The sequence below is a fragment of the Rhodoferax sp. genome (assembly GCF_023700745.1).
Lineage (GTDB): Bacteria > Pseudomonadota > Gammaproteobacteria > Burkholderiales > Burkholderiaceae_C > Rhodoferax.
The window spans coordinates 237,480-261,227 of sequence record NZ_JAMPYG010000003.1 but is presented as its reverse complement, the minus strand read 5'-3'; the positions used below and the strand labels follow the sequence as shown (position 1 = coordinate 261,227).

Here is a 23,748-nt window from a genome sequence, read left to right as displayed (position 1 = left end):
GTTCAATCGTAATTGCTGAAACGGCTGGGCTGGCTGCCGGGTTCACGCAGCATCTGGTAGCCGGGGATATTGTCCTTGAGTGACTTGATCGGATTCACACCGAGCCGGGTGAATCCGACAAACTCCAGCTGGAACATGATGCGCTGGGTGGCGGTCTGGTTACTGGTTTGCAGGCGCTCCAGCACAATGCGACCCAGCCAGCAATCCGCATCGTACTCAAAACCCAACAGCGCGTTGACCAGCTTGCGCTCGTTCATGCTGTAGTTCATGCGCCCCACGCTATACCAGCGGCCTTGGCCCTGACCCTGACCCGCAGTCAGACTCTGGCCCTTGTCACCCCAGAGATCGTTCAGTGGCCATTGCCAGCCAAAATCAACTTGCTCACTTGAATCGCGCTGGTAACGATAGGCCGCCGTGAGGGTGCGGTAGGGACCGGGGTTGTAACGTGCGCCCAGCGTGGCGCGTACCGACTGGTCGGTGGATGGGTTGAACTGGATCGTGCTGTCAACGCTCCAGCGTGGGTCCCAGTTGATGGAACCGCCCAGCAGCAGGTCGCTGACACGGCCGTCTGCGGGTAACTCGCCGGGCAAGGTCACATTCTGGTCCGAGAAGCGCAAGCGCTGCGCCACCCCCAGGCGGGCTGTTTCAGCACCGGTGGCAGGATCCAGAAAGCGGGTGGTCACGCCGAGCGTCAGCAAATTGCTGTCAGAGATGCGGTCATTGCCGACGTAGGCGTTTTCCGTGTAGATGGTGGCCAGGTTAAAGTCGTTGGCGCCCGAATCGTAATTGGGCAACAGGCTCTGATCACGGTAGGGCGTGTAGACATAAAACGCCCGAGGCTCCAGGGTCTGGCGCAGGTTGCGGCCAAACAATTGGGTGTCGCGCTCAAACACCAGGCCACTGTCGAGGCTGAAGGTGGGCAGCACACGGCTGGCGGATGTCTCGCCATTGCTCAGGGGTGTTTCAAACTGGTACTGGCTGGCGTGCAATTGCACTTTGGGCGTTAAAAATCCGGCCGGGGCGGTCATCGGGTAGCTGGCCTGCAACAAGGCAAAGCTGCGCTGGCCGTTGGCCTGTCCGGTGCGCGTGGCGTCGGATTGGAAACGGGTGTAGTCGGCGTTGAATGCATAGTTGAAACCCGTCACCTGGTGACTGGCGTAGCTGGTACTGAGCTGCGGCAGCCGGTCGTAGGGCGGGATGATCGGTGCCGTGACATCCTGCAGGGTTTGCCACTTGAGCGTGCGCACACTGTTGGACCAGGCGCCCTGACTCCAGGACAAGGTGGCATCATTGGCCAGCAGGCGTTGCGTCAGGGAGTTGTTGGCGAGGCTGAAATCACGCCAATAGTTGTCATCGCTGACCCGGTTCAGACTCAGGTTCAAGGCGGCGCCGTTGTTGGTCCAGGCACTGTCGATGTGGGCCTGGTGGTTCAGGTTCAGGCCCCAGCGGTTGGCGTCACGCAATTGGTCGGAAGGCATCCAGTCAAGCTGCACTTCGCCCTTGTAACTTGGCTCCAGATAACGGAATTCGGTGCCGATATTGACGCCGCGCTTGCTCATCAGGGTGGGGGTGATGGTGGCGTCGCGGTTGGGCGCGATGTTCCAGTAGTAGGGCACTGAAACCTCGGATCCATTGACGTTGTCCAGCCCTATCGTGGGTGGCAACATGCCCGACTTGCGCTGCTCGCTCAGCGGAAAGCTGATGTAGGGCACCGGCAGCAGCGGCATCCCCTTGAAGCTGAGCAAGGCCCCGGTGGCGGTGCCCACGTCTTCGTCGTTGTCCAGGGTAATGGTGCTGGCCTTCAGAATCCAGTCCGGCATCCAGCTGGGGCCCGGCAAGCGGCGGCAGGTGGTAAAGGTGGCGTTGTGGATCACCGCCCGCTGCTCGTCCAGAAAATCCACCCGGTCCGCCTGGCCATGGGCCTGGTTGCTTAAAAAATGGTAGCTGGGTTCGTTGAAAAAACCTTCAAAGGCATCCACCCGCAACTCCAGCAAGGGGCCTTCATAGACGTTGCCCGCGCGGTTGATCAGCACATGCCCCCGGGCCTTGGCCAAATCGGTGGGCTGGTCGTACTCCAGCTGGTCTGCCTTGATCACCATGTCGCCGCGGCGCAGCATGGCCTCGCCTTCGACCACCGTCTCCAGGTCCGGTCGCCCCGTGATGTGCTGGCCCGAAACAAAGCTCGGCAAACTGCCGCGCACCCCGGGTGCAATCTGCTCTTGCAACAAGGGGCTGGTTTGCAGAAGCAAAGGCGCATCAGCGGCCTGCTGCGCACTCACCAGAGCTGACTGCAGCAGCGTGGCCAACACGCTCAGGCGCAGCGGGCGCGCGCGGCCACGCAGCCGAAAGGCAGGCGTGTCGCGCATCAGGCGACGCATTTGGAAAACGCGCAGGGTTCGAAAACGGTAACGGGCATGAAGTAGGCGCGGTAGATGGCTGGACAGATTTGTAGAATGGATTATCCATGAGCCACGCCACTACCCCCCAAGTCCCCACACAGCCAGCCATTGTCTGGAACGATCCCACCCGCGCGGAGCAGTTTTCCTGCTGGCTGAGCGCCACCGCCGCCCAGCACGGCTTGCAGATGGAGAGTCTGCGGCTGGCCTCGGCCGATGCCAGTTTCCGGCGTTATTTCCGCATTGATGCCCCGGATGGCAGCTGCATCATCATGGATGCCCCCCCCGACAAAGAAAACAGCGCGCCTTTTGTCAAGGTGGCGGCGCTGATGCAGGCCGCCGGTGTGCACGCACCGCAGGTGCTGGCCTGGGACGAGCCGCTGGGCTTCATGCTGCTGACCGACCTGGGCGCGCAGACCATGATGCAGGTGATCAACCGCGACGACCCCGGCGCCAACCTGCCGCGCTACCTGCAGGCAGTGGACGCGCTCATTACCTGGCAACTCAGCTCCCAACCCGATGTGCTGCCACCTTACGACGAAGCGCTTTTACGTCGCGAGCTGGCGCTGTTTCCCGACTGGTACATCAGCCGGCACAAGGGCGTCGTGCTGGACGACGCCATGCGCCAGACGCTGGACAAGAGTTTCGACCAAATCATCAGCCAGAACCTGAGTTGGCCCAGCGTTTTTGTGCACCGCGACTTCATGCCGCGCAACCTGATGGTGTCCGGGCCCGACGCCCTGGGCGTGCTCGACTTTCAGGATGCGGTCTATGGCCCCATCACCTACGACATTGCCAGCCTGATGCGTGACGCGTTCCTGAGTTGGGATGAAGACTTTTGCCTGGACGTGACTATCCGCTACTGGGAAAAAGCGCGCAAGGCCGGTTTGCCCGTGGGCGACGACTTTGGCGAGTTTTACCGCAGCGTGGAGTGGATGGGCCTGCAGCGTCACCTCAAGGTGGCCGGCATTTTTGCCCGTCTCACGCTGCGCGACGGCAAGCCCCAGTACCTGGCCGACACGCCGCGCTTCATCACTTACATCCGCACCACCTGTGCCCGCTACCGCGAGCTCAAACCGTTGCTGCGTCTGGTGGAAAAAATAGAAGGCATTGAGGAGCCCGCCGTTTTTGGCTTTGGGCGGCAATAAAAAGCCGTTGCCACCGCCCGACGTGATTGCGCAAGAAATTGTGGATGACCTGGAAGCGGCGCTGGAGCAGTTCAGACTGATCGCAGGCGATTTGGCGGGCAGCGCCGAGACGGTCTAGTCTCTGCGCTACGACTTGAAACTACCAGGCCGCCTCAGCAACAGCCACCCGAGCGGCCGGAGCCGTAGCGGGCTTCCTGGCGGTTCCTGAAAAACTCCAGCTCGGTCATGATCGGCTCGCCCGGATGGGTGATGCGCCGGTGTCTGACGTAGGTGGCGTAATCGGGTACGCCCACCATCTGCCGGGCGGCCTGCCCCAGGTACTTGCCTACCGTGGACAGGTCGTTGAAAAACAGGCTAGCCATTGACCGGGATCGCCTGGTACGGTGTCTCGCAACTGGTTTGCCTGTCGGTGCGCAAGGCCTTTACGCAGGCGATGACGGTGTAGTACAGCATGCTGACCACCACAAACATGAAAAACAGCGCCAACGCAGCATCGAGTTGGTTGTTGTACACGATCTGTTGCATCTGGGCCATGCTCTTGGCTGGTGCCAGCACCGTGCCCTGGTCGATCGCTGCCTGGAACTTGTTGGCCAGCGCGAGAAAGCCGATCTTGGGGTTGGCGTCAAATACCTTTTCCCAGCCGGCGACCAGCGTGCAGATCAGCAGCCAGGAGGCCGGCAGAATCGTCACCCAGGCAAATTTCTGGCGCTTCATCTTGAACAGCACCACCGTGCACAGCATCAGTGCGACACCGGCCAGCATCTGATTGGAAATGCCAAATAGCGGCCACAGGCTGTTGATGCCGCCCAGCGGATCGACCACGCCCTGGTACAAAATGTAACCCCAGGCGGCCACACACAGGGCAGTGGCAGTCAGGCTGGCAATCCAGGAGTCGGTCTTCTTGAGGGCTGGGATGAAGCTGCCCAGCAGGTCCTGCAGCATGAAGCGGCCTGCGCGGGTGCCGGCATCGCAGGCGGTCAGGATGAACAATGCCTCGAACAGGATGGCAAAGTGGTACCAGAAGGCCATCATGGCCTGGCCGCCCATGATCTGCGAAAAGATCTGGGCCATGCCCACTGCCAGCGTCGGTGCACCGCCCGCGCGTGACAGGATGGTGTTTTCACCGACGTCCTTGGCGGTCTGCAACAGCACGTCGGGCGTGATGATGAAACCCCATTGCGAAATGACCTGGGCGGCGCTGTCGACATTGCTGCCGATGATGGCCGCCGGGCTGTTCATGGCGAAATACACGCCCGGATCGATCACCGAGGCGGTCACCATGGCCATGATGGCCACGAACGATTCCATCAGCATGCCGCCGTAGCCGATCATGCGGGCATTGCCTTCGCTGTCGAGCAGCTTGGGCGTGGTGCCCGACGAAATCAGGGCGTGGAAGCCGGACACGGCACCGCAGGCAATGGTGATGAAGATGAACGGGAACAGGCTGCCAGACCAGGCCGGGCCGGTGCCATCGATGAACTGGGTCACGGCAGGCATGCGCAGGTTGGGCGCCACAAATACCATGGCCAATGCCAGACCGGCAATGGTGCCGATCTTCAGGAAGGTGGACAAGTAGTCACGCGGCGCCAGCAACAGCCAGACCGGCAGCACCGAGGCGATGAAGCCATAGATGATCAGCATCCAGGTCAATTGTTTGGCATCAAAGGTGAACATTGGGCCCAGTACCGCGCTTTCGGCCACCTGGCCGCCTGCCACGATCGAGGCAATCAACAACACCAGGCCAATGACGGAGACTTCGCCGATGCGCCCGGGGCGCAGATAACGGCTGTAAACCCCCATGAACAAGGCAATCACAATGGTGGCAGCCACGGTAAAGGTACCCCATGGGCTGGCAGCCAGCGCCTTGACCACGATCAAGGCCAGCACGGCCAGGATGATCACCATGATGACAAACGTGCCGATCAGGGCAATCATGCCGGGCACCAGGCCCAGTTCGGACTTGACCAGGTCGCCCAGTGAGCGCCCGTCGCGTCGGGTCGAGACAAACAGCACCATGAAGTCCTGCACCGCACCGGCCAGCACCACGCCAACGATGATCCACAGCGTGCCGGGCAGGTAACCCATTTGCGCCGCCAGCACCGGGCCCACCAGTGGGCCGGCGCCTGCAATGGCCGCGAAGTGGTGGCCAAACAGGACATATTTGTTGGTCGGCACAAAATCCAGCCCGTCGTTGTGGCGCACCGCCGGGGTGGCGCGGCTGGGGTCGATCTGCATGACCTTGTCGGCGATGTACAGACTGTAGTAACGGTAGGCGACCAGGTAAATGGATATCGCCGCGGTGATGATCCACAACGAATTGATGGTCTCACCCCGCGACAGCGCCACGGTGCCCAGGGAAAATACCCCGATCACCGTTAAAAGCGCCCACAGGGCGTGCTTGGAAACAAGATGCATGTCTTCTCCTGGTGTTGGTTGATGCCCTGAAAATGTCAGAACTTGCTGATCCAGGTGGCGCTGTGCCGCGCAAGGCGTCAGCTTCTCCGGTCAGTGGGCCGGAAATGTAGCGGCATTGGCGGCTTTTTTGTGCGCTATCTGGCCAGTGGTTGCCAGCAGGATTGAGTGGCGCGTGCGCGCGGCCCAGCGGTGTGCCAAAACCTCAGCCGATGAGCAACTGGTCTTTCAGTTCGCGCAGGTAACGCCGGCTCACTGGCAGGCGCCGGTCGCTGCGGGTGATGATTTCCGCGCTCCCGTTGTCCATCAATGTGATCTCGGCAACGTGGTTGATGTTGACCAGATATTGCCTGTGGCAGCGCATCAGCGGCGTGCGTTCCTGCAGTATTTTCAGGGTCAGTTCGGTGATGCCCTGACGCTTGTCGGCCACCACATGCACGCCGGTGAGGTCGGTGTGAACAAATTCAACCTCGTCGAGCGCCAGCAAAAAGATGCGGTTCAGTCCCATGCAGGGAATATGCCGCAGCGCCGGAATCAAGGGCGCATGTGCCGGCTGCGATGGCCGGGCGCCTGCACGCAGCCAATCCAGGGTTTTGGCAAGACGTTGCGGGTCGATCGGTTTGAGCAGGTAGTCGGCGGCATGCTCTTCAAAAGCTTTCAGCGCGTGTTCATCAAACGCGGTCACGAACACGATGTGTGGCAAGGCGGCGACCTCGATCATGCCCACCATTTCCAGGCCACTCACGCGCGGCATCTGGATGTCCAGAAACACCACGTCGGGGCGCAAGCGGTGAATGGCCGCAATGCCTTCCAGTGCGTTGCTGCATTCACCCAGCACTTCTATGTCGGGGTGGGCGGTCAGCAGCGCCTTCAGTTCGTCGCGTGAGGGTGCTTCATCGTCAATGATCAAAGCGGTCAGCATGGCACGCGTTCGTCTTCAATCGGCAGGCGGATGGCCACCCGGGTCCAGTCATCGGCTTGGCAGGTGACATCAAGACCAAAGTCCGGGCCGCAACGCAGCTTGATGCGCCGGTCCACCAGGTTCATGCCCAGGCCGTCGCTGCCGGGCTTGGTCTGATACAAGCCGGCGCTGTCTTCGACCACCACGGTCAATACCGCCCCGGCACGCCGGGCGCTGATGACAAGGGTACCGGGCTCCAGCATCTGGGAGATGCCGTGCTTGATCGCGTTTTCCACAATCGGCTGCAGCGAGAAGGCTGGCAGCCGCAGCCCCAGCAGATCGTCGGGCACATCAAAGCGCACGTTGAGCCGGTCGGCAAAGCGGGCCAGCTCGATGCGCAGGTAGGCATCCACATGTTCGATTTCATCCTTGAGCGTGGCATCGTTGCCGGTGCGCTTGAGACTCTTGCGAAAAAAAGTCGACAGGTATTGCACCAGCCGCCGCGCCGACTCTGGATCACGCCGGATCACGGCGGCCAGGGTATTGAGCGCATTGAACAGAAAATGTGGGTTGATTTGGGCTTGCAGCAGCTTGATTTCGGCCTGCGCGAGCAACTGCTTTTGCTCCTCGATGCGGCCCGACAGCAACTGGTTGGACAGCAGCCGGGCAATGCCTTCGCCCAGTGTGCGGTTGAGCGATGAGAAAAATTTGGTTTTGGGCTCGTACAGTTTGATGGTGCCAATCACCCGGTTCTCGGTACCCCGCAGCGGAATCACCAGGCATGACCCGAGCTTGCAGTCCCTGGTCACCGAGCAACAATAGGGCACGGCCGCGCCATCGGCATAAACCACTTCGTTGTGGCGGATGGCCTGCAAGGTGTGCGCCGAAGAGATCGGCATGCCGGGCAGGTGGTGGTCCGCGCCCACGCCGACAAAACCCAATACCTTCTCGGTATTGGTGATGGCCACGGCGCCAACCCCGGTTTCTTCGCGAATAATGCCGGCCATGCGCGCGCAATTGTGTTCGTTGAAGCCCTGCACCAGGACGCCGACGGAGCGCTCGGCAATGCGCAGCGCTTTGGCAGAAAAGGCAATCGAGTACTTTTCCAGGGTTTCCTTGCGATCCAGAATCAGGCGCATGAACAGGGCTGCGCCAAACGAATTGGTGAGCACCATGGGCAAGGTAATCTGGGCCACCAGATGGGCGGCTTGTTCAGCCGGTTTGGCCAGCAGCAAAATGATGCTCATCTGGCACAACTCGGCAACCAGCGTGGTGCCAAAGGCAATCGCCGGATTGAGCACCAGGTGGGCCTTGTGACGGCGCAACAAATAGAAATGCAGAAAGCCGCCAATGAGTCCTTCGGTCACCGTGGAGACGGCACAGGCCGTTGCCGAAAAGCCCCCCAGCGAGTAGCGATGCAGGCCACCGGTCAGGCCTACGGCCAGCCCCACCAGCGGGCCGCCCAGCATGCCGCCCAGCACGGCACCAATGGCCCGGGTGTTGGCAATGGCGTCGTCAACCTGGAATCCGAGGTAGGTACCCATGATGCAGAAGCCAGAAAAAACCACGTAGCACACCAGCCGGTCGGGCAGGCGCACGGTGACCTGCATCAAGGGGGAGAACAGGGGCGTTTTGGTGAGCAGGTAGGCCACCACCAGATAGACGCACATCTGCTGCAGCAGGTCGCCAACGAGCGCGATGTGGTTGATCTCTGCCAGCATGGTCTTGGGTCTGGATGGTGTGAGTGAAGGCGCTATTATCCAGTCCCTCATGCCGCGCTTTTACTGCCCCACTCCCTTAGCCAGCGGCGACCTGCTGGACCTGCCCGCCAGCGCGGCACGCCATGTGCAGGTGCTGCGTCTGCAGCCCGGTGATGCCATCACGCTGTTCAATGGCGGGCCGGATGTGCCTGGCATCAGCGGTGGCGAATATGCAGCCACCGTCACCCAGATGGGGCGCAGCCATGTGCAGGTGCAGGTGGCTGCGCACACCGCGGTGGAGCGCGAAGCCGCGCTGCAGGTGCATCTGGCAGTGGGCATGCCGGCCAACGAGCGCATGGACTGGCTGGTGGAAAAAGCCGCTGAGCTGGGCGTGGCCAGCATCCAGCCGCTGATGACCGAGCGCAGCGTGTTGCGTCTGTCCGGCGAGCGTGCCGACAAGAAACAGGCGCATTGGCAAAGTGTGGCGGTGGCGGCCTGCGAGCAGTGCGGCGGCAACCGGGTGCCGCGCGTGCATGCGGTGCTGCCGCTGGCGCAGTGGCTCAAGGCACAAACCCCGCTGAACCCTGCGCAGCCACAGCGTTTGTTGCTGTCCTTGCGACCCGAGTCATTGGGGTTGCGCGAAGCGACCCATGCCACGGCAACAGGCATCACTTTTTTGTCCGGCCCCGAAGGCGGCTTGAGCACGGCCGAAGAAGACGCGGCGCTGGCCCTGGATTTTGCCCCGGTGACGCTGGGGCCGCGTGTACTGCGTTCGGAAACCGCCGCTCTGGCGGCGCTGGCGGCCTTGCTGATTTAACGCGACAGCGTGTACACCGAGGTGCCGGCCAGCAAGTTCGGCAGCAGGCGCACCACCTTGCCGTCCTGCAGGCCAAAGCTGTCCTGCACCAGCAGCCGGTTGCGGCTGGCCAGCACACCCAGGTCGGCGTGGGTGCCGACGCGGATATTGGGGGTGTCAAACCACTGGTAAGGCAGGCGCTTGGTTACCGGCATGCGTCCGGTGAGCACGCTCAGGCGATTGGGCCAGTGGGCAAAATTGGGGAAGGCCACGATGCCCAGGCGCCCCACGCGCACGGTCTCGAGCAACATCACTTCGGCGTTGCGCAGGTGTTGCAGGGTGTCGATTTGCAGCACCACATCAAAGCTGGCGTCGGCAAAGGTGGACAAGCCTTCGTCCAGATTGAGCTGGATCACGTTGACGCCGCGCTTGACACAGGCTTGCACGTTGGCGTCGTCGATCTCGATGCCGTAGCCGCTGCAGCCGCGCGCCTGGGTCAGGTGCGCCAGCATGGCCCCGTTGCCGCAGCCCAGGTCGAGCACGCGCGAGCCTGGTGGCACCAGCTCGGCAATGGCCAGCTGGGTGGTGTTGACCTTGGCACTGGCGCTCATGCGGCCTCCCCGGCTGGTTTGACCACGTTGCTGAAATAAGAACGGATGACGCCCATGTAGCGGGCATCGTCGAGCAAAAAGGCATCATGCCCGTGCGGCGCGTTGATTTCGGCGTAACTGACGTCGCGCTTGTTGTCGAGCAGCGCCTTGACGATTTCGCGGCTGCGTTTGGGGGCAAAGCGCCAGTCGGTGGTGAAGCTCACCAGCAGGAATTTGGAGGTGGCGCGCGCCAGCGCCTGGCTCAAGTTGCCCTCAAACTGGCGCGCCGGGTCAAAGTAGTCGAGCGCGCGGGTGATCAGCAGGTAGGTGTTGGCGTCAAAGTATTCGGCAAACTTGTCGCCCTGGTAACGCAGATAGCTTTCGATCTGGAACTCGGCTTCCAGTGTGCTGTAGAAAAAGTTGCGGTCCTGCTCGCTTTGGCTGCTGGCGATGAGTTGGCGGCCAAACTTCTCGTTCATCACGTCGTCGCTGAGGTAGGTGATGTGGCCAATCATGCGGGCAATGCGCAGGCCGCGTTTGGGCACCGTGCCATGCGCATAAAAATGGCCGCCATGAAAATCGGGGTCGGTCTGAATGGCGCGCCGGGCCACTTCGTTGAAGGCAATGTTTTCTGCCGTCAGGTTGGGCGCGCTGGCAATCACCACCGCGTGACGAACCCGGTCCGGGTACTGCAGCGCCCAGCTCAGCGCCTGCATGCCGCCCAGGCTGCCACCCATCACGGCGGCCAGCGTCTGGATGCCCAGCGCGTCGAGCAGCCGGGCCTGGGCGTTGACCCAGTCCTCGACCGTGACCACCGGAAAGTCGGCGCCATAAATGCGACCGGTGTCGGGGTGGGTGTGCATCGGGCCGGTCGAGCCAAAACACGAGCCCAGGTTGTTGACGCCGATGACAAAAAAATGCTCGGTATCGAGCGGCTTGCCCGGCCCGATCATGTTGTGCCACCAGCCTTCAGATTTGTCCTGCCCCGCGTAGGTGCCGGCCACATGGTGCGAGGCGTTCAGGGCGTGGCAGATCAGCACCGCGTTGGATTTGTCGGCGTTGAGCGTGCCGTAGGTCTCAAAGCTGAGGTCGTATTCCCGAATGGAAGCGCCGCTTTGCAAAGGCAAGGCGGCGGCAAAATGCATGGACTGGGGTGTGACGTTCATAGGTACGGGGTAGGACTCGCTTTGAGTATAAAGCGCCCGTCATCCCCGCACGCACCGTCACAGCAGGTTCAGCCGGCGCGCGCCCTCGGTGAGCTCGGCACGGAAATCCGGGTGCGCAATGGCGATCATTTCCTGGGCGCGCTGTTTGGCTGATTTGCCGCGCAATTGGGCCACGCCGAATTCGGTCACCACGTAATTGACGTCGTTTTTACTGGTGGTGACATGGGTGCCCGGTGTCAGGGTGGGCACGATGCGTGTCAAAGTGTCGTCCTTGGCGGTTGCTGGCAGCACGATGAATGACTTGCCGCCCTGCGAGCGGTTGGCGGCGCGCACAAAGTCCACCTGGCCACCGCTGCCCGAGTAGGGCAAGGGGCCCAGGCTTTCCGAGCCGCACTGGCCCAGCAAATCGATCTGCAAAGTGGCATTGATCGACACCAGCTTGTCGTTTTGCGCGGCCAGGTAGGGGTCGTTGGTGAAGTCGGCGGGATGCATTTCCAGCGCCGGGTTGCGTTCCATGAACTGGTACAGCTTTTTTGAGCCCAGCGCGAACGTGGCCACCATTTTCCCGGGCAGGTAGTTCTTTTTGCGGTTGGTCACGGCGCCGCTCTCGATCAGGGTCAGAATGCCGTCGCCGATCATCTCGGTGTGGATGCCCAGGTCGTGCTTGCTGGCCAGCTGCATCACCACCGCGTCGGGAATGCCGCCATAACCAATCTGCAGGGTCGAGCCGTCATCGATCATGTCGGCCACATATTTGCCAATGGCTTGCTGCACCGGGCCAATTTTTGGCAGGCCGACTTCCTGAACCGGTTCATCTGTTTCCACCAGGGCACTCACCTGTGAAACGTGCACAAGGCAATTGCCGTAAGCAAACGGCACGTTGGGGTTGACTTCCAGCACGATGGCACGTGCCCTGGCCACAGCCGCCATGGTGTAGTCCGGCCCCAGGCTGAGCGAGAAAAAACCTTTTTCATCCATGGGCGAGGCCATGGAAAAAACAACGTCAGCCGGGATCTGGCCCCGCTGGATCATGACCGGGATGTCGGAAAAACTGCAGGGAATGAAATCAACCGACCCGTCTTTCCCGCCGGTGCGCGAGGCACCACCAAAGAAGAAGGCCATGTGGCGCACATGGTGCGCAGTCTCGGGGTCGAAGTAAGCAAATTTGCGCACCGCCAGGATCTGCGCCACCTTGACATCATTGAAGCGTCGGCGCTGTTCCGAGAGTGCGGTCAGCAGCGTCGGTGGCTCGCCCACGCCGGTGGGCACGACGATGAAGTCGCCGTTGCGCAACTGGTCCAGGGCTTCTTCGGGGGTGACGCGTTTGCTTTGGTACAAGGTTTGAAATGACATAAGTCTGGCCGGTGGAATGAGGTGGGGGAAACAGCGGTTGGGCCCGCTGCCAGACATGGTAGGTCCACAGCTGGACACCATCCTGACAAGCATCAACTAACCCCATAAATTTCGACCGACCCAGCGCCCGGATCGACTCAGCTGCGCTGCGGCACCGTCAACCCGCGCTGCACGGCAGGCCGCGTCACAAAGGCTGCCAGCGCCCGCGTCACATGGGCAAAGTCCTGCATGCCCACCAGGTCGCCCGCGTGGTAGCGCTCGATCAAATTGCGTACCCAGGGGAAGATGGCGATGTCGGCAATGGTGTAGGCGTCACCCATGACCCAGGCGCGGGTTTCCAGGCGCTGGTTGAGTACGCCCAACAGGCGTCTGGACTCGGCCACATAGCGGTCGCGTGGGCGTTTGTCCTCGAAGTCCCTGCCGGCAAAAATTGTAAAGAATCCCACTTGCCCAAACATCGGGCCAATACCGCCCATCTGGAACATCAGCCATTGGATCGTCTCATACCTGGCCGCCGCATCGGCCGGGATAAATTGGCCGGTTTTTTCAGCCAGGTACAGCAGAATGGCGCCGGACTCGAACAGCGCCAGTGGCTGGCCGCCGGGACCGTTGGGGTCGAGGATGGCGGGGATCTTGTTGTTCGGAAAGGTGGCGATGAATTCGGGCGACAACTGGTCACTGGTCTCAAAGTTGACCAGGTGCGCCTCATACGGCAGGCCCAGCTCTTCCAGCATGATCGACACCTTGACGCCATTGGGTGTGGGCAGCGAGTAAAGCTGCAGCCGATCCGGGTGTTGGGCGGGCCATTTGCGGGTGATGGTGAAGTGGGTAAGGTCAGGCATGGTGACTCCTTGGTTCATTCACCCGCATTGTCACAGCTGATCCAGTCGGGTGATGTCCGATACACCCATATTGTGATGGCTTGATGCCGCTGGCTCCGCGAGCTTTGGAAAACAGAAAAATTGATTTTAATGTTCCTGTTTTTACGAACCTTAATGAATGTTTTTTCAGATTAAGCATGGGTATTCCTCGCTAAACTTTGGCAACACTTGGGCGCTGGCGCTTTGGTCCGTCGTACAAGAACAGCAACCGTGGAGGTCTGCTGATTTCCAACTTGTGAGGTTTCTATGCAAACTATTGCACCCCTGTGGCTCTGGGCCACCTTCGGCGCTATCGTGCTGGTGTCGCTGTTCATCGACTTCGTCGTGCTCAAAAAACAGGGCTCACATGACATTGGTGTCAAAGAGGCGCTGAACTGGTCCGTGGTCTGGATTGCGCTCAGCTTTCTGTTCAACGGCCTGTTTTGGTGGGCAGTGAAAGACAGCACCGGGTCAAGTGAGATGGCCAACACCAAGTCGCTGGAATTCCTGACCGGATATCTGATTGAAAAGTCATTGGCGGTGGACAACATCTTCGTTTTCCTGATGATTTTCACTTACTTTGCCGTGCCCACGCACTATCAGAAGCGGGTGCTGATGATTGGCATCATCGGCGCGATTGTGTTGCGCACGGTCATGATCCTGGTGGGTGGGTGGCTGCTGGCCGAATTTCACTGGATCTTGTATGTGTTCGGTGCCTTCCTGATCCTGACCGGGGTGAAAATGTGGTGGGCCGCAGGCAAGGAACCTGACCTGAACGACAACCCGGCTTTGAAGTTGCTGCGCCGCGTGCTGCCAGTGAGCAAAAACTACGACGGTGAAAACTTCTGGACGATGGAAAACGGCAAAAAAATCGCCACACCGTTGTTCATGGTGATCTGCCTGATTGCGCTTACCGACGTGATCTTTGCGGTGGATTCCATCCCCGCCATTTTTGCCATCACCAGCGACCCCTTCATCGTGTTGACCAGCAATGTGTTTGCCATTCTGGGCTTGCGCGCCATGTACTTTTTGCTGGCGGCGGTGGCCAACAAGTTCCACTTGCTCAACTACGGACTGGCGGTGATTCTGGTGTTCATTGGCACCAAGATGTGTTTGATTGACGTCTACAAAATTCCGGTGCTGTTCTCTCTGGCTGTGGTGGTGGGCATCCTGGCTCTGACCATGCTGCTGAGCGTGCGCACGGCCAAGCCCGAAGCGAAGACCTGACCCGCCCGCTGACTAAAGCGCCGGTTGCAACAAGCGCTGCACCAGCGGGTGCTGTACTTTTTTTTCGGTGCCAATGGCAAAAAAGTGCTCGGTAACCCCCTCACAAGAGCCCAAACGCTGCACCGCGTAATGGGCTAACAGGTCTTCATGCGCCCACTCGGCCGCCGGGAACACGCCCATGCCGCTGGCGCCAAAGGTCTTAAGCAAGGCGCTGTCGGCAAACTCGCCGACGACGCGTGGCCGAATCGCGCGTTGCTCAAACCAGTGGTCCAGGCGGGCGCGCACGGCGGTGTGCGCCGTGGGCAGCAGCATGGGCACGTCGGCCAGGCTTGCCGGAAAGTTTTGGCTTGCAGCGCGGGTCATCGTCGCTGTGCCGTACCAGGCAATCGTGGACGACCCCATGGCGTGGCTGTAGAGTTTGATGTTGGGGTTGAGTGGCGCAGGGCGGTCTGACAGCACGACGTCCAGCCGGTGCAAGGCCAGGTCACCCAGCAAATCGTCAAACTCGCCCTCATGGCACAGCAAGCGCAAGTTCGGCTCAGCAATGACAGGCTGCAACAGCCGCCGCACCACGAGTTTGGGTAGTCCGTCACAAATGCCTATGGCCAGGCGAATGGTCGGCGTGCTGGCGGCATCGCGCACCCGCGCAGGCAAGTTCTCACCCAGTTGAAAAATCTGGTCGGCCTGCTGCATGGCGGCTTGTCCTGCGTCGGTCAGCACCAGCCCGCGCCCGGCAGGTTTGAGCAGCGCGTAACCCAGGGATCGCTCCAGTTCTCGCACCTGTGCGCTCACGGTTTGGACGGCCATGTCCAGTTTTTCTGCGGCCCGCGAGATGCCGCCTTCTTTGGCGACCACCCAAAAATAATACAGATGCTTGTAATTGAAGGGCGTACTCATGATTAGGTTTTCAGGGACTATGGATAAGAAATTATCTGCTTTTTAAGAATAGATTTGTACCCTATCGTTGGGCCTTGCTTCACCCATTGGAGAAAACATGAAATGCCCTGTATGCCCCGACGCAACCCTGGTGATGACTGATCGCCAGGGTGTTGAAATTGACTATTGCCCGGCCTGCCGCGGCGTTTGGCTTGACCGGGGTGAACTTGACAAACTGCTGGATCGGGCGGCCATTGCCATGGCACCCACCGCACCCGTCCTTGCGCCGGTGTCGCGAGGTCGGCACCAGCCTGATTTTGAAGACTCCGACGATCGCGACGGGCGGCGCTACCAATACAGCCGTAAAAAATCGTGGCTCAGCGATATTTTTGATTGAAGCCTTGATACCGCAACAGCCAGCCGCCGCCGCTCACCAGCACAATCCCGATCAGCACCGGAATGGCGCCCAGCAAAAAGCTCGCCTCGATCGGTTCCGACAGCAGCCAGGCGCCAAAGACAATGCCAAACAGGGGCGTGAGGAATGAGAACACACCCAGCGGTGACGCCAGGTAATGGCGCAATAGCCAGAACCAGGCCAGATAGCTGGCAAACGACACCACCACCGAGTGAAACGCCAGGCTGGCCCAGATGTGTGGCGTGAGGTTGATGCGCGCCTGGCCGGTCAGGAAGGCGCCCGCCAGCAGCAACACAAAGGCGCCGATCAACTGGTACAGCAGGGTCTGCGTCGCCGGCGCCCTGGACAAGCTGGAGCAGCGCACCACCACGGTGGTGGCCGCCCAGGCCACGCCGCCCAGCAGGCCCAGAAAGTCACCCCACAGCGCGTTGTCAGGCAATGCACCGGCCATCGTGCTGCGTCCCAGAAAGGCATAGGCGATGCCGCCAAAAGCCAACACAATGCCCAGCCACTGCACCGCACCCAGTCGCTCTGCGGGCAGTTTCCAGTGCAGGCCGAGCGCGGCAAAGATGGGTGCGGTGTACAAAAACACCAGGATGTGGGAGGCGCTGCTGTGGCGCAGTCCTTCAGCCACCAGCAAAAACTCCAATCCAAAAAGCAGCCCCACCACCACACCAGGGCGCAGCGTGCCGTCGCCCAGGCGCATGGGCTCCTTGCGCCACCACATGAGCAGCCCCACCAGAGCGGCAGCCACGCCCGAGCGCAGCGCAATTTGCATGACGGGTGCAATATCGGCTGCGGTGGCCTTCAGCACCACCTGCTGCAGACCCCAGGTGGCGCACAACACCACCATGAGGGTGATGGCATGACTGTCGAGGGCTTGGCGGGTGTTCATCGGTACGGCATGGAAGTTGGCGCGGAGGCTGCATTATTGGGTTGACGACTTTTATTGATATAGTGAAAAACAGACAAGACATAGGCCGTAACCGACAAAACATGCGCATCCTCCGTCCCAAGCTCGACATTCCCCTGGCCAGCCCCGACCTGCCGGCCCCCATCATGTTCCGCAGTGCTTACGAGCCCGCTGAAGGCATTTACCCGCTGCACCAGCACGCCTGGGGGGAGTTTGTCTACTCGTTCAGCGGCGTCATGGAGGTCAAGGTGGCCGACCAGCACTACCTGGCCCCGCCGCAGTATGGTGTCTGGTTGCCGCCGGACCAGGCGCATGTGGGACTGAACCGGCAGGCGGCCCACCATGCCTCGCTCTACATTTCCGCCGCCCTGAGCGCTGCGCTGCCCGCGGAGACCTGCGCACTCACCGTCAGTCCACTGGTGCGGGCGCTGCTGGACCACTTGCGCGCACAGCCTGCCCACCTGACAGATACGCCCGCCGAAGCCCGTCTGCTGCGCGTGCTGCTGGACCAGCTCATTGCCGCGCCACGTGCCGGCAGTTACCTGCCCACCTCCGAAGACCCGGCCCTGGGTGCCGTGCTGCGCCTGCTGCAGGCCAACCCTGGTGACAACCGCTCGGTGGCCGAACTCGCGGCGCAGGTCAACACCACCGAGCGCACCCTGATGCGCCGCTGCCAGCGCGACCTGGGTCTGAGTCTGGCGCAGTGGCGCCAGCGGCTGCGCGTGGTCAGGGCCATGGCGCTGCTGGAGAGCGGGCAAACGGTGGAAACCATTGCACTGGACCTGGGTTATGGCAGCGCCTCGGCGTTCATCACCATGTTCAAGCGCTTGGCCGGCGCGACGCCCGACGAGTTTCGCAAGGGCAGCGCGGGCCGAACGACGCCCTCCTGGCGAAGGCAGTGAGCCAAGGTCAGTCCGCTATGCAAAAATTGCCCATGCCTCAGCTTTTCAAAGTGTATGCACCGCGGTTCATGGTCTGGTTCGCCATCTCGGCGATCGGCTGTGTGCTGCTGGCTCGCACCGAGCTGGCGCAGTTGCGTGAGGCGTTCGAGACCGATGCCCGTATCAGCCACCGGCTGCTGAGCCAGCGCGTGGTGCAGCACGAGGCGGTGCTGGCCACCCTGGCCCTGCTGCAACCCGCTGCATCGCTTGGCAGTAACGATTCTGCGGAGCAGCGTTTGCCGTCGGTCTACCCGCAAATTTTGAGTGTGCAGCGGCGCGACGCTGGCGCCGCGTGGCTTGGTACCGGTCTGGACGCCGCCGAGAAGACGTCACGCACTGGCCGCGTCGCCGTGCTGGCCAATGCCGATTTCACGTTGGCCCGTGGTCGCTACCAACTGGTGCTGGCGGCACAACCCGCCAGTTATGCGCTGCTGATCGACATCCACGGCACCATTCCCTGGAACGACTGGTCGATGCCGGTGCAGACCAGCCCGGTGCGCGTCACCCTGGAACACGCGGGCCAGGCCTTTGTGGTGCAAGCGGGTCGCATCAAAACAGGCGGCTGGCGTTTTGCGTTTCACAAGCATCTGGACAGCGTGAGCCAGCCCTTTGAGGTGGTCGCCATCCGCCAGGTCGGCTGGCTGGAACTGCCCTGGCTGGCCATGGCGCTGTGGACCTTCGCGGTGGCAGCCGCTCTGGCGGGGTGGTCGGCCTGGCAGCGCCAGCGCAGCGCGCGCCGCCGTGCCGAAGCCTTGCTGCGCGTGGGCCAGGTGGCCCGCCTCAATACCCTGGGCGAATTGGCCGCCGGCATGGCCCATGAGCTGAACCAGCCGCTGACGGCAATTCTGGCCAACACCCAGGCCGCCAAGCGCCTGCTGCAGGATGACCCCGGCGAGCTGCCTACTGCGCTGCAGGCCATGGACCAGGCGGTGGCGCAGGCGCGCCGTGCCGCCGAGGTGCTGGGCCGCTTGCGCCGCACCGTGGAGCAGCCCGTGCCCACCGCGCCGGGCCAGACGGTGGGCCTGGCGCAGGCGGTGCGCTCGGCGCTTGATCTGCTGGAACCCGAGTGCCGGCGGCGTGGCGTGGTCACGGCCGTACACATCGACCAGCCCGTCTTGGTGCTGGCCGAGCGCGTGGCGCTGGAGCAAATTGTGCACAACCTGATCACCAATGCCTTGCAGGCGCTGGACGCGGTGCCCGCCAGCGAGCGCCGGTTGGCCGTCCACATTGGCGCGGCCAAAGGCATGGGTGTGCTGCGCGTGCTTGACACCGGGCCGGGCATGGCGCCAGACACCTTGCCCCATGTGTTCGAGCCGTTTTTTACTACCCGCGAAGGCGGCCTGGGTCTGGGCCTGAGCCTGTGCGAAACCCTGGCCAGCGGCATGGGCGGGCAGCTGAGCGCGCAGGCCAATATGCCGCGCGGTGCCATCTTTGTCCTGACATTGCCGCTGGCGAGCCGCCCATGAGCGCACCGCTGTCACCCTTGATCCACTTGATTGACGACGACGACGCCGTGCGCGCCGGTCTGGCGCTGTTGATCGGCACCGTGGGCTTGCGCGTGCAGACTTGGGCCGATCCGCAGGAATTCATGCGCAGCTTTGATCGCCAGGGCATTGGCGCCATCGTGCTTGACGTGCGCATGCCCGGCATCAGCGGCCTGACCGTGCTGGATCAATTGGTGGAACAGGGCGTCGACCAACCGGTCATCATGCTGACCGGGCACGGCACGGTGGAGTTGTGCCGGCGCGCCTTCAAGTCGGGCGCCACCGAGTTTTTGGAAAAGCCGGTGGACGACGAGCTGTTGCTCGAAGCGCTGCAAAACGCCGTGCGTCTGCATGTCCGCTCCCGCGAGCGGCACCAGGCCGACCGGCATGCGCGTGCGCACTACGCGCAGTTGTCCGAGCGCGAGCGCGAGGTGCTGGGGCTGATCGTCGAAGGCCTGACCAATAAGGAAATCGGCCGTGCCCTGGGCCTGTCGCCGCGCACGGTGGAAAGCCATCGCGCCAACCTGTTTGCCAAGCTGCAGGTCGAGTCCCTGGCGCACCTGATACGCCATTACGCCACACTGGCCGCCGAAGCCGATCGCTGATGCACCGGCCCCTCCGTAGTTCTACGGAGCCCGACGCGTAGCCGCACGAATCGCCGGCGCGCCCCGCTTTGCCTACATTTACGCCAGGGTTTGAACAGTTGCTTCAGCACCCACATTTTCTGGAGAAAAACCATGCGTTCCATTCATTGCGCCACCGCCCTCGTCCTGTCTCTTGCCACCCTGGGCGCCAGCGCCCAGAGCGTTCGCGTCGAAAAAAACATGTCACTTGAACTGGCTACCAAGATTGCTGCAGCCACCGTGGCGGCCTGCAGTGCTGACAAGTTCAACGTGACCGCCACCGTGGTCGATCGCGCCGGTGGCGTGCGCGCCGTTTACCGTGCCGACAACGCCGGCCCGCACACGCTGGCCGCCAGCCAGGCCAAGGCATTTACTTCCGCTTCGGGCAAAAACACCACGCTGGCGATGTGGGAAGGCGTGCAAAAGAACCCCGCATCCACCCATGTCGCCATGATCCCCGGCTACCTGCTGTTGGGCGGCGGCGTGCCGGTCAAGGTCGGTGACGAAGTGATCGGCGCGGTCGGCGTGGGCGGTGCGCCGGGCGGTCATCTGGACGAAAAATGCGCTATGGCGGGCATCGCCAGCGTGCAGGACATGCTCAAGTAAACGGTACCTGCCCAACCCGAGGACACACCATGGCAAACAAGTCTCATTGGCGGGCATGGCCCATGGCGGCCTTCATGGTCATGGCCTGCCTGACTTCAACCGCACAGGCCCAGGTGGCGCCCGGCGCCGCTGAGGTGGCTCGCTACATCGGCTTGTTTGCCGCAGCGCATCAGGGCGACCTGGCCAAAGCCAAAAAACTGCTGGCCGCAGGCGCCAATGTGAATGCGCGTGACCCGTACGGCCGCACCGCGGTGCACATTGCCACCCACGCCCGTCAGCGCGAGCTGATTCGCGCTTTGGCCCAGGTCGGTGCCGATCTTGAGTTGCTGGAAAACGACCGTTATGACGCCGTCACCATCGCCTCGGTGGCGGACGACGAAGACACGTTGCGTGTGTTGCTCGGCCTGGGCGCGAGTGCCCGGCTCACCACCAGCCGCTACGACGGCACCGCGCTGATCGCGGCGGCCCATCTGGGTCACGATGGCGTGATTAGGCAACTGATTGCCGCCGGTGCCCCGCTGGACCATGTCAACAACCTGCACTGGACGGCGCTGATCGAGGCCATCGTGCTTGGCAATGGCGGGCCGCGGCATCAGGAAGTGGTGCGCGCGCTGCTGGCCGCCGGTGCCAGCACCCGCTTGACCGACCGCGAGGGCAACACGCCGCTGACGCTGGCCAAGGCGCGGGGCTACTCAGCCATGGTCAGCCTGCTGACGCAGGCCGGGGCAAAATAAGATCAGGCGTCGGGGTCGAGGTGACCCAGCAAGGACCAACCCGCATGGGTGTTGTTTTTGTCGTTCTCATAGTCCCAGACCGCAGCACAACGCTCACACACGTAGCGGGTGACGGTGACCGCCCCGTGGCGGCGCGGCTCCTTGCGGTTGACACCCTGCATCAGTTCGGCATGGCCGGGCGCGCGGCGCCAGTTGCGCTGGATGCCGGCGCAGGCATCGCACAGCGCCGGCGCATTCAATTCGTTGGGTGGGTTCCGGTCTTGGGTCATGTGGCAGCTCTTTGTGTTGGGTAGCGATTGTCACCCGGTGAGCGGTATGGCTGTTTTGACTTTGTAGGAGTTGCGCCCTCGCGACGAAGGCTGTTCTGAACGCATTTCATTGCAATTGATGCCATTCACAGCGAGGGCGTGGCGCCAAATGACAAATCCCGCAGCCGCAGGTGCGCCGCATCTTCCCAACCGACCGGCTGCTGGTTTTTGGCCTGCAGGTAGTGGTGGGTAAACACCTCCAGGTAAGCGTCCAGCACCTCAGCCGCATGCGGCTCACCCGCCAGGGCCAGGCACAGGGCGCCCACCTCGGAAGTGCAAAAGTGGTCGGCGCGGGTGGAGCGGCGCAGGCGGTAGTTGGAGATCTGCTCCGGGTGGAGGCTGAGCACCGGCAAGTGGTTCAGATAGGGGCTTTTGCGAAACATCTTGCCGGCCTCACTCCAGGTGGCGTCCAGCAGCACAAACAGCGGGCGTTTGGCCGGATGCCCCTCGGTGGCCACGGCCGGCAGCAGCGCGGTGACCATTCGTTCGGGCGCGACAAACTCGCCCGGGAACACCACATAGGGCTGCCACTGCGGGTCAGCCAGCAGGGTCAGCAAGTCGGGGTCCACCGAAGTGCGGGCCCAGCCAAACGCAAAGGTGTCGGTCACCACATCGGCAATCAGCCAACCGGTGTTGCTGGGCTTGAGCGGCTCGATGTCGGCCATCAGCAGGCACATGCCGGCGCGCGTGGGCACATTGGGGCGCAAGGTGCACAGGCAATGGCTGTGCATCACCCGGCAACCCGGGCAGCGCTCGCTGGGGCCACCCCGGGTGCGAAAAGGTTTCACGGCACGCGCCAGGCGGGCGCTACGCAAGCGGAAGACGGCGTGGGTCATGGGTTCAGCGATGGCGTGCTCTGGTCTATTTAGCTGGCCGGTGCAATGCGCAAAGCTTGTTGCCGTCGGGGTCACGCACATACGCCAAGTAGAGCTTGACCGCCCCGCCTTCGCGAAACCCCGGTGGGTCTTCACAAGTGGTGCCGCCGTTGGCAACGCCGGCGGCGTGGAATGCATCCACTTGCTCTGCGGACGTCGCGTTAAACCCGATGGTGCTGCCATTGCCGTGCGTTGCCGGCTTGCCATTGACCGGCGTGGTGATGGCAAACGAGCCGGTGGGGCTGTGGTAGAAATAACGGTTCTTGTTGGCAACCCCTGGGCCAATACCCAGCGTGCCGAGCACCGCGTCGTAAAACTTCTTCGAGACCTCAAGGTCATTGGTACCAAGCATCATATGACTGAACATAAATTCTCCGTGGGGGCCCGGTAAGGGCGAAATGGGAATAGGTGATGGTAAGGGATCGCCTGTTTTGGCGATTAATTTAGATTAGACGTTCCCAGGCTGCAAGGCAGCGAACTCTTGCGATACCAGCCTGATGAAATGGGCCTTGTCGGGGGCGGCCTCCAGGTCAGCCTCGTCGTAGCCTTGGCGTAGGCCCAAAAAGTCAAGAAAATACGGGTCTTTGAAGACTTGGGCGGGGCTGGTGCCCGAGGCTTCGACAGGCTCAGCCCGAACGGTGATGGGTGCCTGAGCGGTGAAGGGAGCTTCCCGCGATGCGCTCGATCTGATGCGCCAGCGTGCGCACGCTCCAGCCGTCTTGCGCGGCTTGGCTTGCGTAAAACTGGCGGACTTGCGGGGTTTTGAGTGCCACGATGGCGACCATGTGGCTCCAGCTCAATTGTGTCGACAGTGTTGACACAATTGCCGCATCGGGAAAGCTCTCGACAAACCTCACCCTGCCGCGCAGGTTGCACGACTCAAAGCCCCGGCCAAATTCTTGCGCCAGTTGCGGCCCAGCAGGTCATTGTCGTCAGCCGTTAATGCTGATGCCCGTGCGCTCCATGCACATGGCCGTGGGCCAGTTCTTCGGGCGCAGCTTTGCGCACGTCGGTCACTTTGATGCTGAAGCGCAGCACTTTGCCAGCCCAGGGGTGATTGCCGTCGAGTAGCACCGTGTCGCCCTTGATCTTGACCACATGGAACACCTGGTCGCGGCCATCGGCGGTGCGGCCCTGCAATTGGCCGCCCACCTTCACGCCCGGCGGAAAGTCGCGGCGCGGCATGGTTTGCGCCAGGCTCTCGTCGCGCAGGCCGAAGGCGTCTTCGGGTTGCAGCAGCAGATTGGTCTGGTAGCCCACGGTCTGGCCGTCCAGCGCGGCCTCGATTTTGGCCAGGGTATTGCCGTAGCCGCCGTGCAGGTAGGCCATCGGTTCTTTCGCTTCTTCAAGCAGCTTGCCCTGGGCGTCGGCCACTTTGTAGCGCAGGGTGACAACGGTGTCTTTTTCGATTTTCATGGGTGTGT

The 23,748-nt window shown here is 62.0% G+C and carries 25 protein-coding genes; 9 read left to right on the top strand and 16 right to left on the bottom strand.

The features are described from left to right. Positions 1-2: 2 nt before the first annotated feature. Positions 3-2,378, bottom strand: a complete 2,376-nt coding sequence (locus NDJ10_RS05065; protein ID WP_296160087.1) for an LPS-assembly protein LptD — start codon at positions 2,376-2,378, stop codon at positions 3-5. An 86-nt stretch (positions 2,379-2,464) separates the two neighbouring features. Between NDJ10_RS05065 and NDJ10_RS05060 the strand changes: the two genes are divergently transcribed. Further along, complete coding sequence (locus tag NDJ10_RS05060) at positions 2,465-3,544, top strand: phosphotransferase (RefSeq protein ID WP_296160086.1); 1,080 nt, start codon at positions 2,465-2,467, stop codon at positions 3,542-3,544. A gap of 152 nt (positions 3,545-3,696) precedes the next feature. Here the strand turns inward: NDJ10_RS05060 and NDJ10_RS05055 are convergent, their stop codons facing one another. From NDJ10_RS05055 to NDJ10_RS05040, 4 genes are all read right to left on the bottom strand, one after another. Continuing rightward, positions 3,697-3,906: a YbdD/YjiX family protein gene (locus NDJ10_RS05055; protein ID WP_296160085.1), complete on the bottom strand. Its 210-nt coding sequence runs from the start codon at positions 3,904-3,906 to the stop codon at positions 3,697-3,699. After that, positions 3,899-5,959 (bottom strand): carbon starvation CstA family protein, encoded by a 2,061-nt coding sequence (locus tag NDJ10_RS05050; RefSeq protein ID WP_296160084.1) that lies wholly within the window; start codon positions 5,957-5,959, stop codon positions 3,899-3,901. The genes NDJ10_RS05055 and NDJ10_RS05050 overlap by 8 nt, the downstream gene beginning before the upstream one ends. Positions 5,960-6,161: 202 nt before the next feature. Next, on the bottom strand, positions 6,162-6,878 hold the full coding sequence (gene btsR / locus NDJ10_RS05045; RefSeq protein WP_296160082.1) for a two-component system response regulator BtsR: 717 nt from the start codon (positions 6,876-6,878) through the stop codon (positions 6,162-6,164). Further along, positions 6,872-8,578, bottom strand: a complete 1,707-nt coding sequence (locus NDJ10_RS05040; RefSeq protein WP_296160081.1) for a sensor histidine kinase — start codon at positions 8,576-8,578, stop codon at positions 6,872-6,874. The genes btsR and NDJ10_RS05040 overlap by 7 nt, the downstream gene beginning before the upstream one ends. Before the next feature lie 49 nt (positions 8,579-8,627). Between NDJ10_RS05040 and NDJ10_RS05035 the strand changes: the two genes are divergently transcribed. After that, complete coding sequence (locus NDJ10_RS05035; protein ID WP_296160124.1) at positions 8,628-9,374, top strand: 16S rRNA (uracil(1498)-N(3))-methyltransferase; 747 nt, start codon at positions 8,628-8,630, stop codon at positions 9,372-9,374. Here the strand turns inward: NDJ10_RS05035 and metW are convergent. From metW to NDJ10_RS05015, 4 genes are all read right to left on the bottom strand, one after another. Further along, entirely contained in the window at positions 9,371-9,964 is a 594-nt protein-coding gene (metW, locus tag NDJ10_RS05030) for a methionine biosynthesis protein MetW (RefSeq protein WP_296160080.1), read from the bottom strand. The two genes, NDJ10_RS05035 and metW, sit on opposite strands and share 4 nt — an antisense overlap. Next, positions 9,961-11,109, bottom strand: a complete 1,149-nt coding sequence (locus tag NDJ10_RS05025) for a homoserine O-acetyltransferase (RefSeq protein ID WP_296160079.1) — start codon at positions 11,107-11,109, stop codon at positions 9,961-9,963. The genes metW and NDJ10_RS05025 overlap by 4 nt, the downstream gene beginning before the upstream one ends. Before the next feature lie 57 nt (positions 11,110-11,166). Next, on the bottom strand, positions 11,167-12,462 hold the full coding sequence (locus NDJ10_RS05020; protein ID WP_296160078.1) for an acetyl-CoA hydrolase/transferase C-terminal domain-containing protein: 1,296 nt from the start codon (positions 12,460-12,462) through the stop codon (positions 11,167-11,169). A gap of 137 nt (positions 12,463-12,599) precedes the next feature. Next, entirely contained in the window at positions 12,600-13,304 is a 705-nt protein-coding gene (locus NDJ10_RS05015) for a glutathione S-transferase N-terminal domain-containing protein (RefSeq protein WP_296160077.1), read from the bottom strand. A gap of 285 nt (positions 13,305-13,589) precedes the next feature. Between NDJ10_RS05015 and NDJ10_RS05010 the strand changes: the two genes are divergently transcribed. Next, positions 13,590-14,549 (top strand): TerC family protein, encoded by a 960-nt coding sequence (locus NDJ10_RS05010; RefSeq protein ID WP_296160075.1) that lies wholly within the window; start codon positions 13,590-13,592, stop codon positions 14,547-14,549. Between the two features lie 12 nt (positions 14,550-14,561). Here the strand turns inward: NDJ10_RS05010 and NDJ10_RS05005 are convergent, their stop codons facing one another. Then, positions 14,562-15,446: a LysR family transcriptional regulator gene (locus NDJ10_RS05005; protein ID WP_296160074.1), complete on the bottom strand. Its 885-nt coding sequence runs from the start codon at positions 15,444-15,446 to the stop codon at positions 14,562-14,564. Positions 15,447-15,543: 97 nt separating this feature from the next. Here NDJ10_RS05005 and NDJ10_RS05000 point away from each other — a divergent pair, with 97 nt between their 5' ends. Beyond that, on the top strand, positions 15,544-15,822 hold the full coding sequence (locus NDJ10_RS05000; RefSeq protein ID WP_296160073.1) for a zf-TFIIB domain-containing protein: 279 nt from the start codon (positions 15,544-15,546) through the stop codon (positions 15,820-15,822). Here the strand turns inward: NDJ10_RS05000 and NDJ10_RS04995 are convergent. Then, positions 15,803-16,735, bottom strand: a complete 933-nt coding sequence (locus tag NDJ10_RS04995) for a DMT family transporter (protein WP_296160072.1) — start codon at positions 16,733-16,735, stop codon at positions 15,803-15,805. The two genes, NDJ10_RS05000 and NDJ10_RS04995, sit on opposite strands and share 20 nt — an antisense overlap. Positions 16,736-16,836: 101 nt before the next feature. On the opposite strand from NDJ10_RS04995, the gene NDJ10_RS04990 reads away from it, so the two are divergent. The 5 genes from NDJ10_RS04990 (at position 16,837) to NDJ10_RS04970 (ending at position 21,141) form a co-directional block, all read left to right on the top strand. Then, a complete protein-coding gene (locus NDJ10_RS04990; RefSeq protein WP_296160071.1) occupies positions 16,837-17,655 on the top strand; it encodes a helix-turn-helix transcriptional regulator in 819 nt (272 codons plus the stop codon). Between the two features lie 32 nt (positions 17,656-17,687). Further along, positions 17,688-19,160, top strand: a complete 1,473-nt coding sequence (locus tag NDJ10_RS04985) for an ATP-binding protein (RefSeq protein WP_296160070.1) — start codon at positions 17,688-17,690, stop codon at positions 19,158-19,160. Then, positions 19,157-19,783: a response regulator gene (locus NDJ10_RS04980; protein WP_296160069.1), complete on the top strand. Its 627-nt coding sequence runs from the start codon at positions 19,157-19,159 to the stop codon at positions 19,781-19,783. The genes NDJ10_RS04985 and NDJ10_RS04980 overlap by 4 nt, the downstream gene beginning before the upstream one ends. A 132-nt stretch (positions 19,784-19,915) precedes the next feature. After that, positions 19,916-20,407, top strand: coding sequence for a heme-binding protein (locus tag NDJ10_RS04975; RefSeq protein WP_296160068.1), 492 nt, complete (start codon positions 19,916-19,918; stop codon positions 20,405-20,407). 62 nt (positions 20,408-20,469) lie between these two features. Further along, positions 20,470-21,141, top strand: coding sequence for an ankyrin repeat domain-containing protein (locus tag NDJ10_RS04970; RefSeq protein ID WP_296160123.1), 672 nt, complete (start codon positions 20,470-20,472; stop codon positions 21,139-21,141). A gap of 2 nt (positions 21,142-21,143) precedes the next feature. On the opposite strand, the gene NDJ10_RS04965 is transcribed toward NDJ10_RS04970, so the two are convergent. The 5 genes from NDJ10_RS04965 to NDJ10_RS04945 all read right to left on the bottom strand — a co-directional run bounded on the left by NDJ10_RS04965 (position 21,144) and on the right by NDJ10_RS04945 (position 23,740). Beyond that, positions 21,144-21,410 (bottom strand): hypothetical protein, encoded by a 267-nt coding sequence (locus tag NDJ10_RS04965; protein WP_296160066.1) that lies wholly within the window; start codon positions 21,408-21,410, stop codon positions 21,144-21,146. A gap of 125 nt (positions 21,411-21,535) precedes the next feature. Then, a complete protein-coding gene (locus NDJ10_RS04960; protein ID WP_296160065.1) occupies positions 21,536-22,285 on the bottom strand; it encodes a tRNA-uridine aminocarboxypropyltransferase in 750 nt (249 codons plus the stop codon). Between the two features lie 25 nt (positions 22,286-22,310). Continuing rightward, positions 22,311-22,691, bottom strand: coding sequence for a VOC family protein (locus NDJ10_RS04955; RefSeq protein WP_296160064.1), 381 nt, complete (start codon positions 22,689-22,691; stop codon positions 22,311-22,313). Positions 22,692-22,950: 259 nt separating this feature from the next. Then, complete coding sequence (locus NDJ10_RS04950) at positions 22,951-23,181, bottom strand: DUF1016 N-terminal domain-containing protein (protein WP_296160063.1); 231 nt, start codon at positions 23,179-23,181, stop codon at positions 22,951-22,953. Between the two features lie 82 nt (positions 23,182-23,263). Continuing rightward, the gene (locus tag NDJ10_RS04945) at positions 23,264-23,740 is read right to left on the bottom strand and encodes a peptidylprolyl isomerase (protein WP_296160062.1); all 477 of its coding nucleotides are present in this window, start codon (positions 23,738-23,740) and stop codon (positions 23,264-23,266) included. Positions 23,741-23,748 lie beyond the last annotated feature (8 nt).

Excerpts from the sequence above, each read along its gene's own strand:
- NDJ10_RS05065 (WP_296160087.1), bottom strand. The coding sequence starts at position 2,378 with ATGCGTCGCCTGATGCGCGACACGCCTGCCTTTCGGCTGCGTGGCCGC.
- NDJ10_RS05060 (WP_296160086.1), top strand. The coding sequence starts at position 2,465 with ATGAGCCACGCCACTACCCCCCAAGTCCCCACACAGCCAGCCATTGTC.
- NDJ10_RS05055 (WP_296160085.1), bottom strand. The coding sequence starts at position 3,906 with ATGGCTAGCCTGTTTTTCAACGACCTGTCCACGGTAGGCAAGTACCTG.
- NDJ10_RS05050 (WP_296160084.1), bottom strand. The coding sequence starts at position 5,959 with ATGCATCTTGTTTCCAAGCACGCCCTGTGGGCGCTTTTAACGGTGATC.
- btsR (WP_296160082.1), bottom strand. The coding sequence starts at position 6,878 with ATGCTGACCGCTTTGATCATTGACGATGAAGCACCCTCACGCGACGAA.
- NDJ10_RS05040 (WP_296160081.1), bottom strand. The coding sequence starts at position 8,578 with ATGCTGGCAGAGATCAACCACATCGCGCTCGTTGGCGACCTGCTGCAG.
- NDJ10_RS05035 (WP_296160124.1), top strand. The coding sequence starts at position 8,628 with ATGCCGCGCTTTTACTGCCCCACTCCCTTAGCCAGCGGCGACCTGCTG.
- metW (WP_296160080.1), bottom strand. The coding sequence starts at position 9,964 with ATGAGCGCCAGTGCCAAGGTCAACACCACCCAGCTGGCCATTGCCGAG.
- NDJ10_RS05025 (WP_296160079.1), bottom strand. The coding sequence starts at position 11,109 with ATGAACGTCACACCCCAGTCCATGCATTTTGCCGCCGCCTTGCCTTTG.
- NDJ10_RS05020 (WP_296160078.1), bottom strand. The coding sequence starts at position 12,462 with ATGTCATTTCAAACCTTGTACCAAAGCAAACGCGTCACCCCCGAAGAA.
- NDJ10_RS05015 (WP_296160077.1), bottom strand. The coding sequence starts at position 13,304 with ATGCCTGACCTTACCCACTTCACCATCACCCGCAAATGGCCCGCCCAA.
- NDJ10_RS05010 (WP_296160075.1), top strand. The coding sequence starts at position 13,590 with ATGCAAACTATTGCACCCCTGTGGCTCTGGGCCACCTTCGGCGCTATC.
- NDJ10_RS05005 (WP_296160074.1), bottom strand. The coding sequence starts at position 15,446 with ATGAGTACGCCCTTCAATTACAAGCATCTGTATTATTTTTGGGTGGTC.
- NDJ10_RS05000 (WP_296160073.1), top strand. The coding sequence starts at position 15,544 with ATGAAATGCCCTGTATGCCCCGACGCAACCCTGGTGATGACTGATCGC.
- NDJ10_RS04995 (WP_296160072.1), bottom strand. The coding sequence starts at position 16,735 with ATGAACACCCGCCAAGCCCTCGACAGTCATGCCATCACCCTCATGGTG.
- NDJ10_RS04990 (WP_296160071.1), top strand. The coding sequence starts at position 16,837 with ATGCGCATCCTCCGTCCCAAGCTCGACATTCCCCTGGCCAGCCCCGAC.
- NDJ10_RS04985 (WP_296160070.1), top strand. The coding sequence starts at position 17,688 with ATGCCTCAGCTTTTCAAAGTGTATGCACCGCGGTTCATGGTCTGGTTC.
- NDJ10_RS04980 (WP_296160069.1), top strand. The coding sequence starts at position 19,157 with ATGAGCGCACCGCTGTCACCCTTGATCCACTTGATTGACGACGACGAC.
- NDJ10_RS04975 (WP_296160068.1), top strand. The coding sequence starts at position 19,916 with ATGCGTTCCATTCATTGCGCCACCGCCCTCGTCCTGTCTCTTGCCACC.
- NDJ10_RS04970 (WP_296160123.1), top strand. The coding sequence starts at position 20,470 with ATGGCGGCCTTCATGGTCATGGCCTGCCTGACTTCAACCGCACAGGCC.
- NDJ10_RS04965 (WP_296160066.1), bottom strand. The coding sequence starts at position 21,410 with ATGACCCAAGACCGGAACCCACCCAACGAATTGAATGCGCCGGCGCTG.
- NDJ10_RS04960 (WP_296160065.1), bottom strand. The coding sequence starts at position 22,285 with ATGACCCACGCCGTCTTCCGCTTGCGTAGCGCCCGCCTGGCGCGTGCC.
- NDJ10_RS04955 (WP_296160064.1), bottom strand. The coding sequence starts at position 22,691 with ATGTTCAGTCATATGATGCTTGGTACCAATGACCTTGAGGTCTCGAAG.
- NDJ10_RS04945 (WP_296160062.1), bottom strand. The coding sequence starts at position 23,740 with ATGAAAATCGAAAAAGACACCGTTGTCACCCTGCGCTACAAAGTGGCC.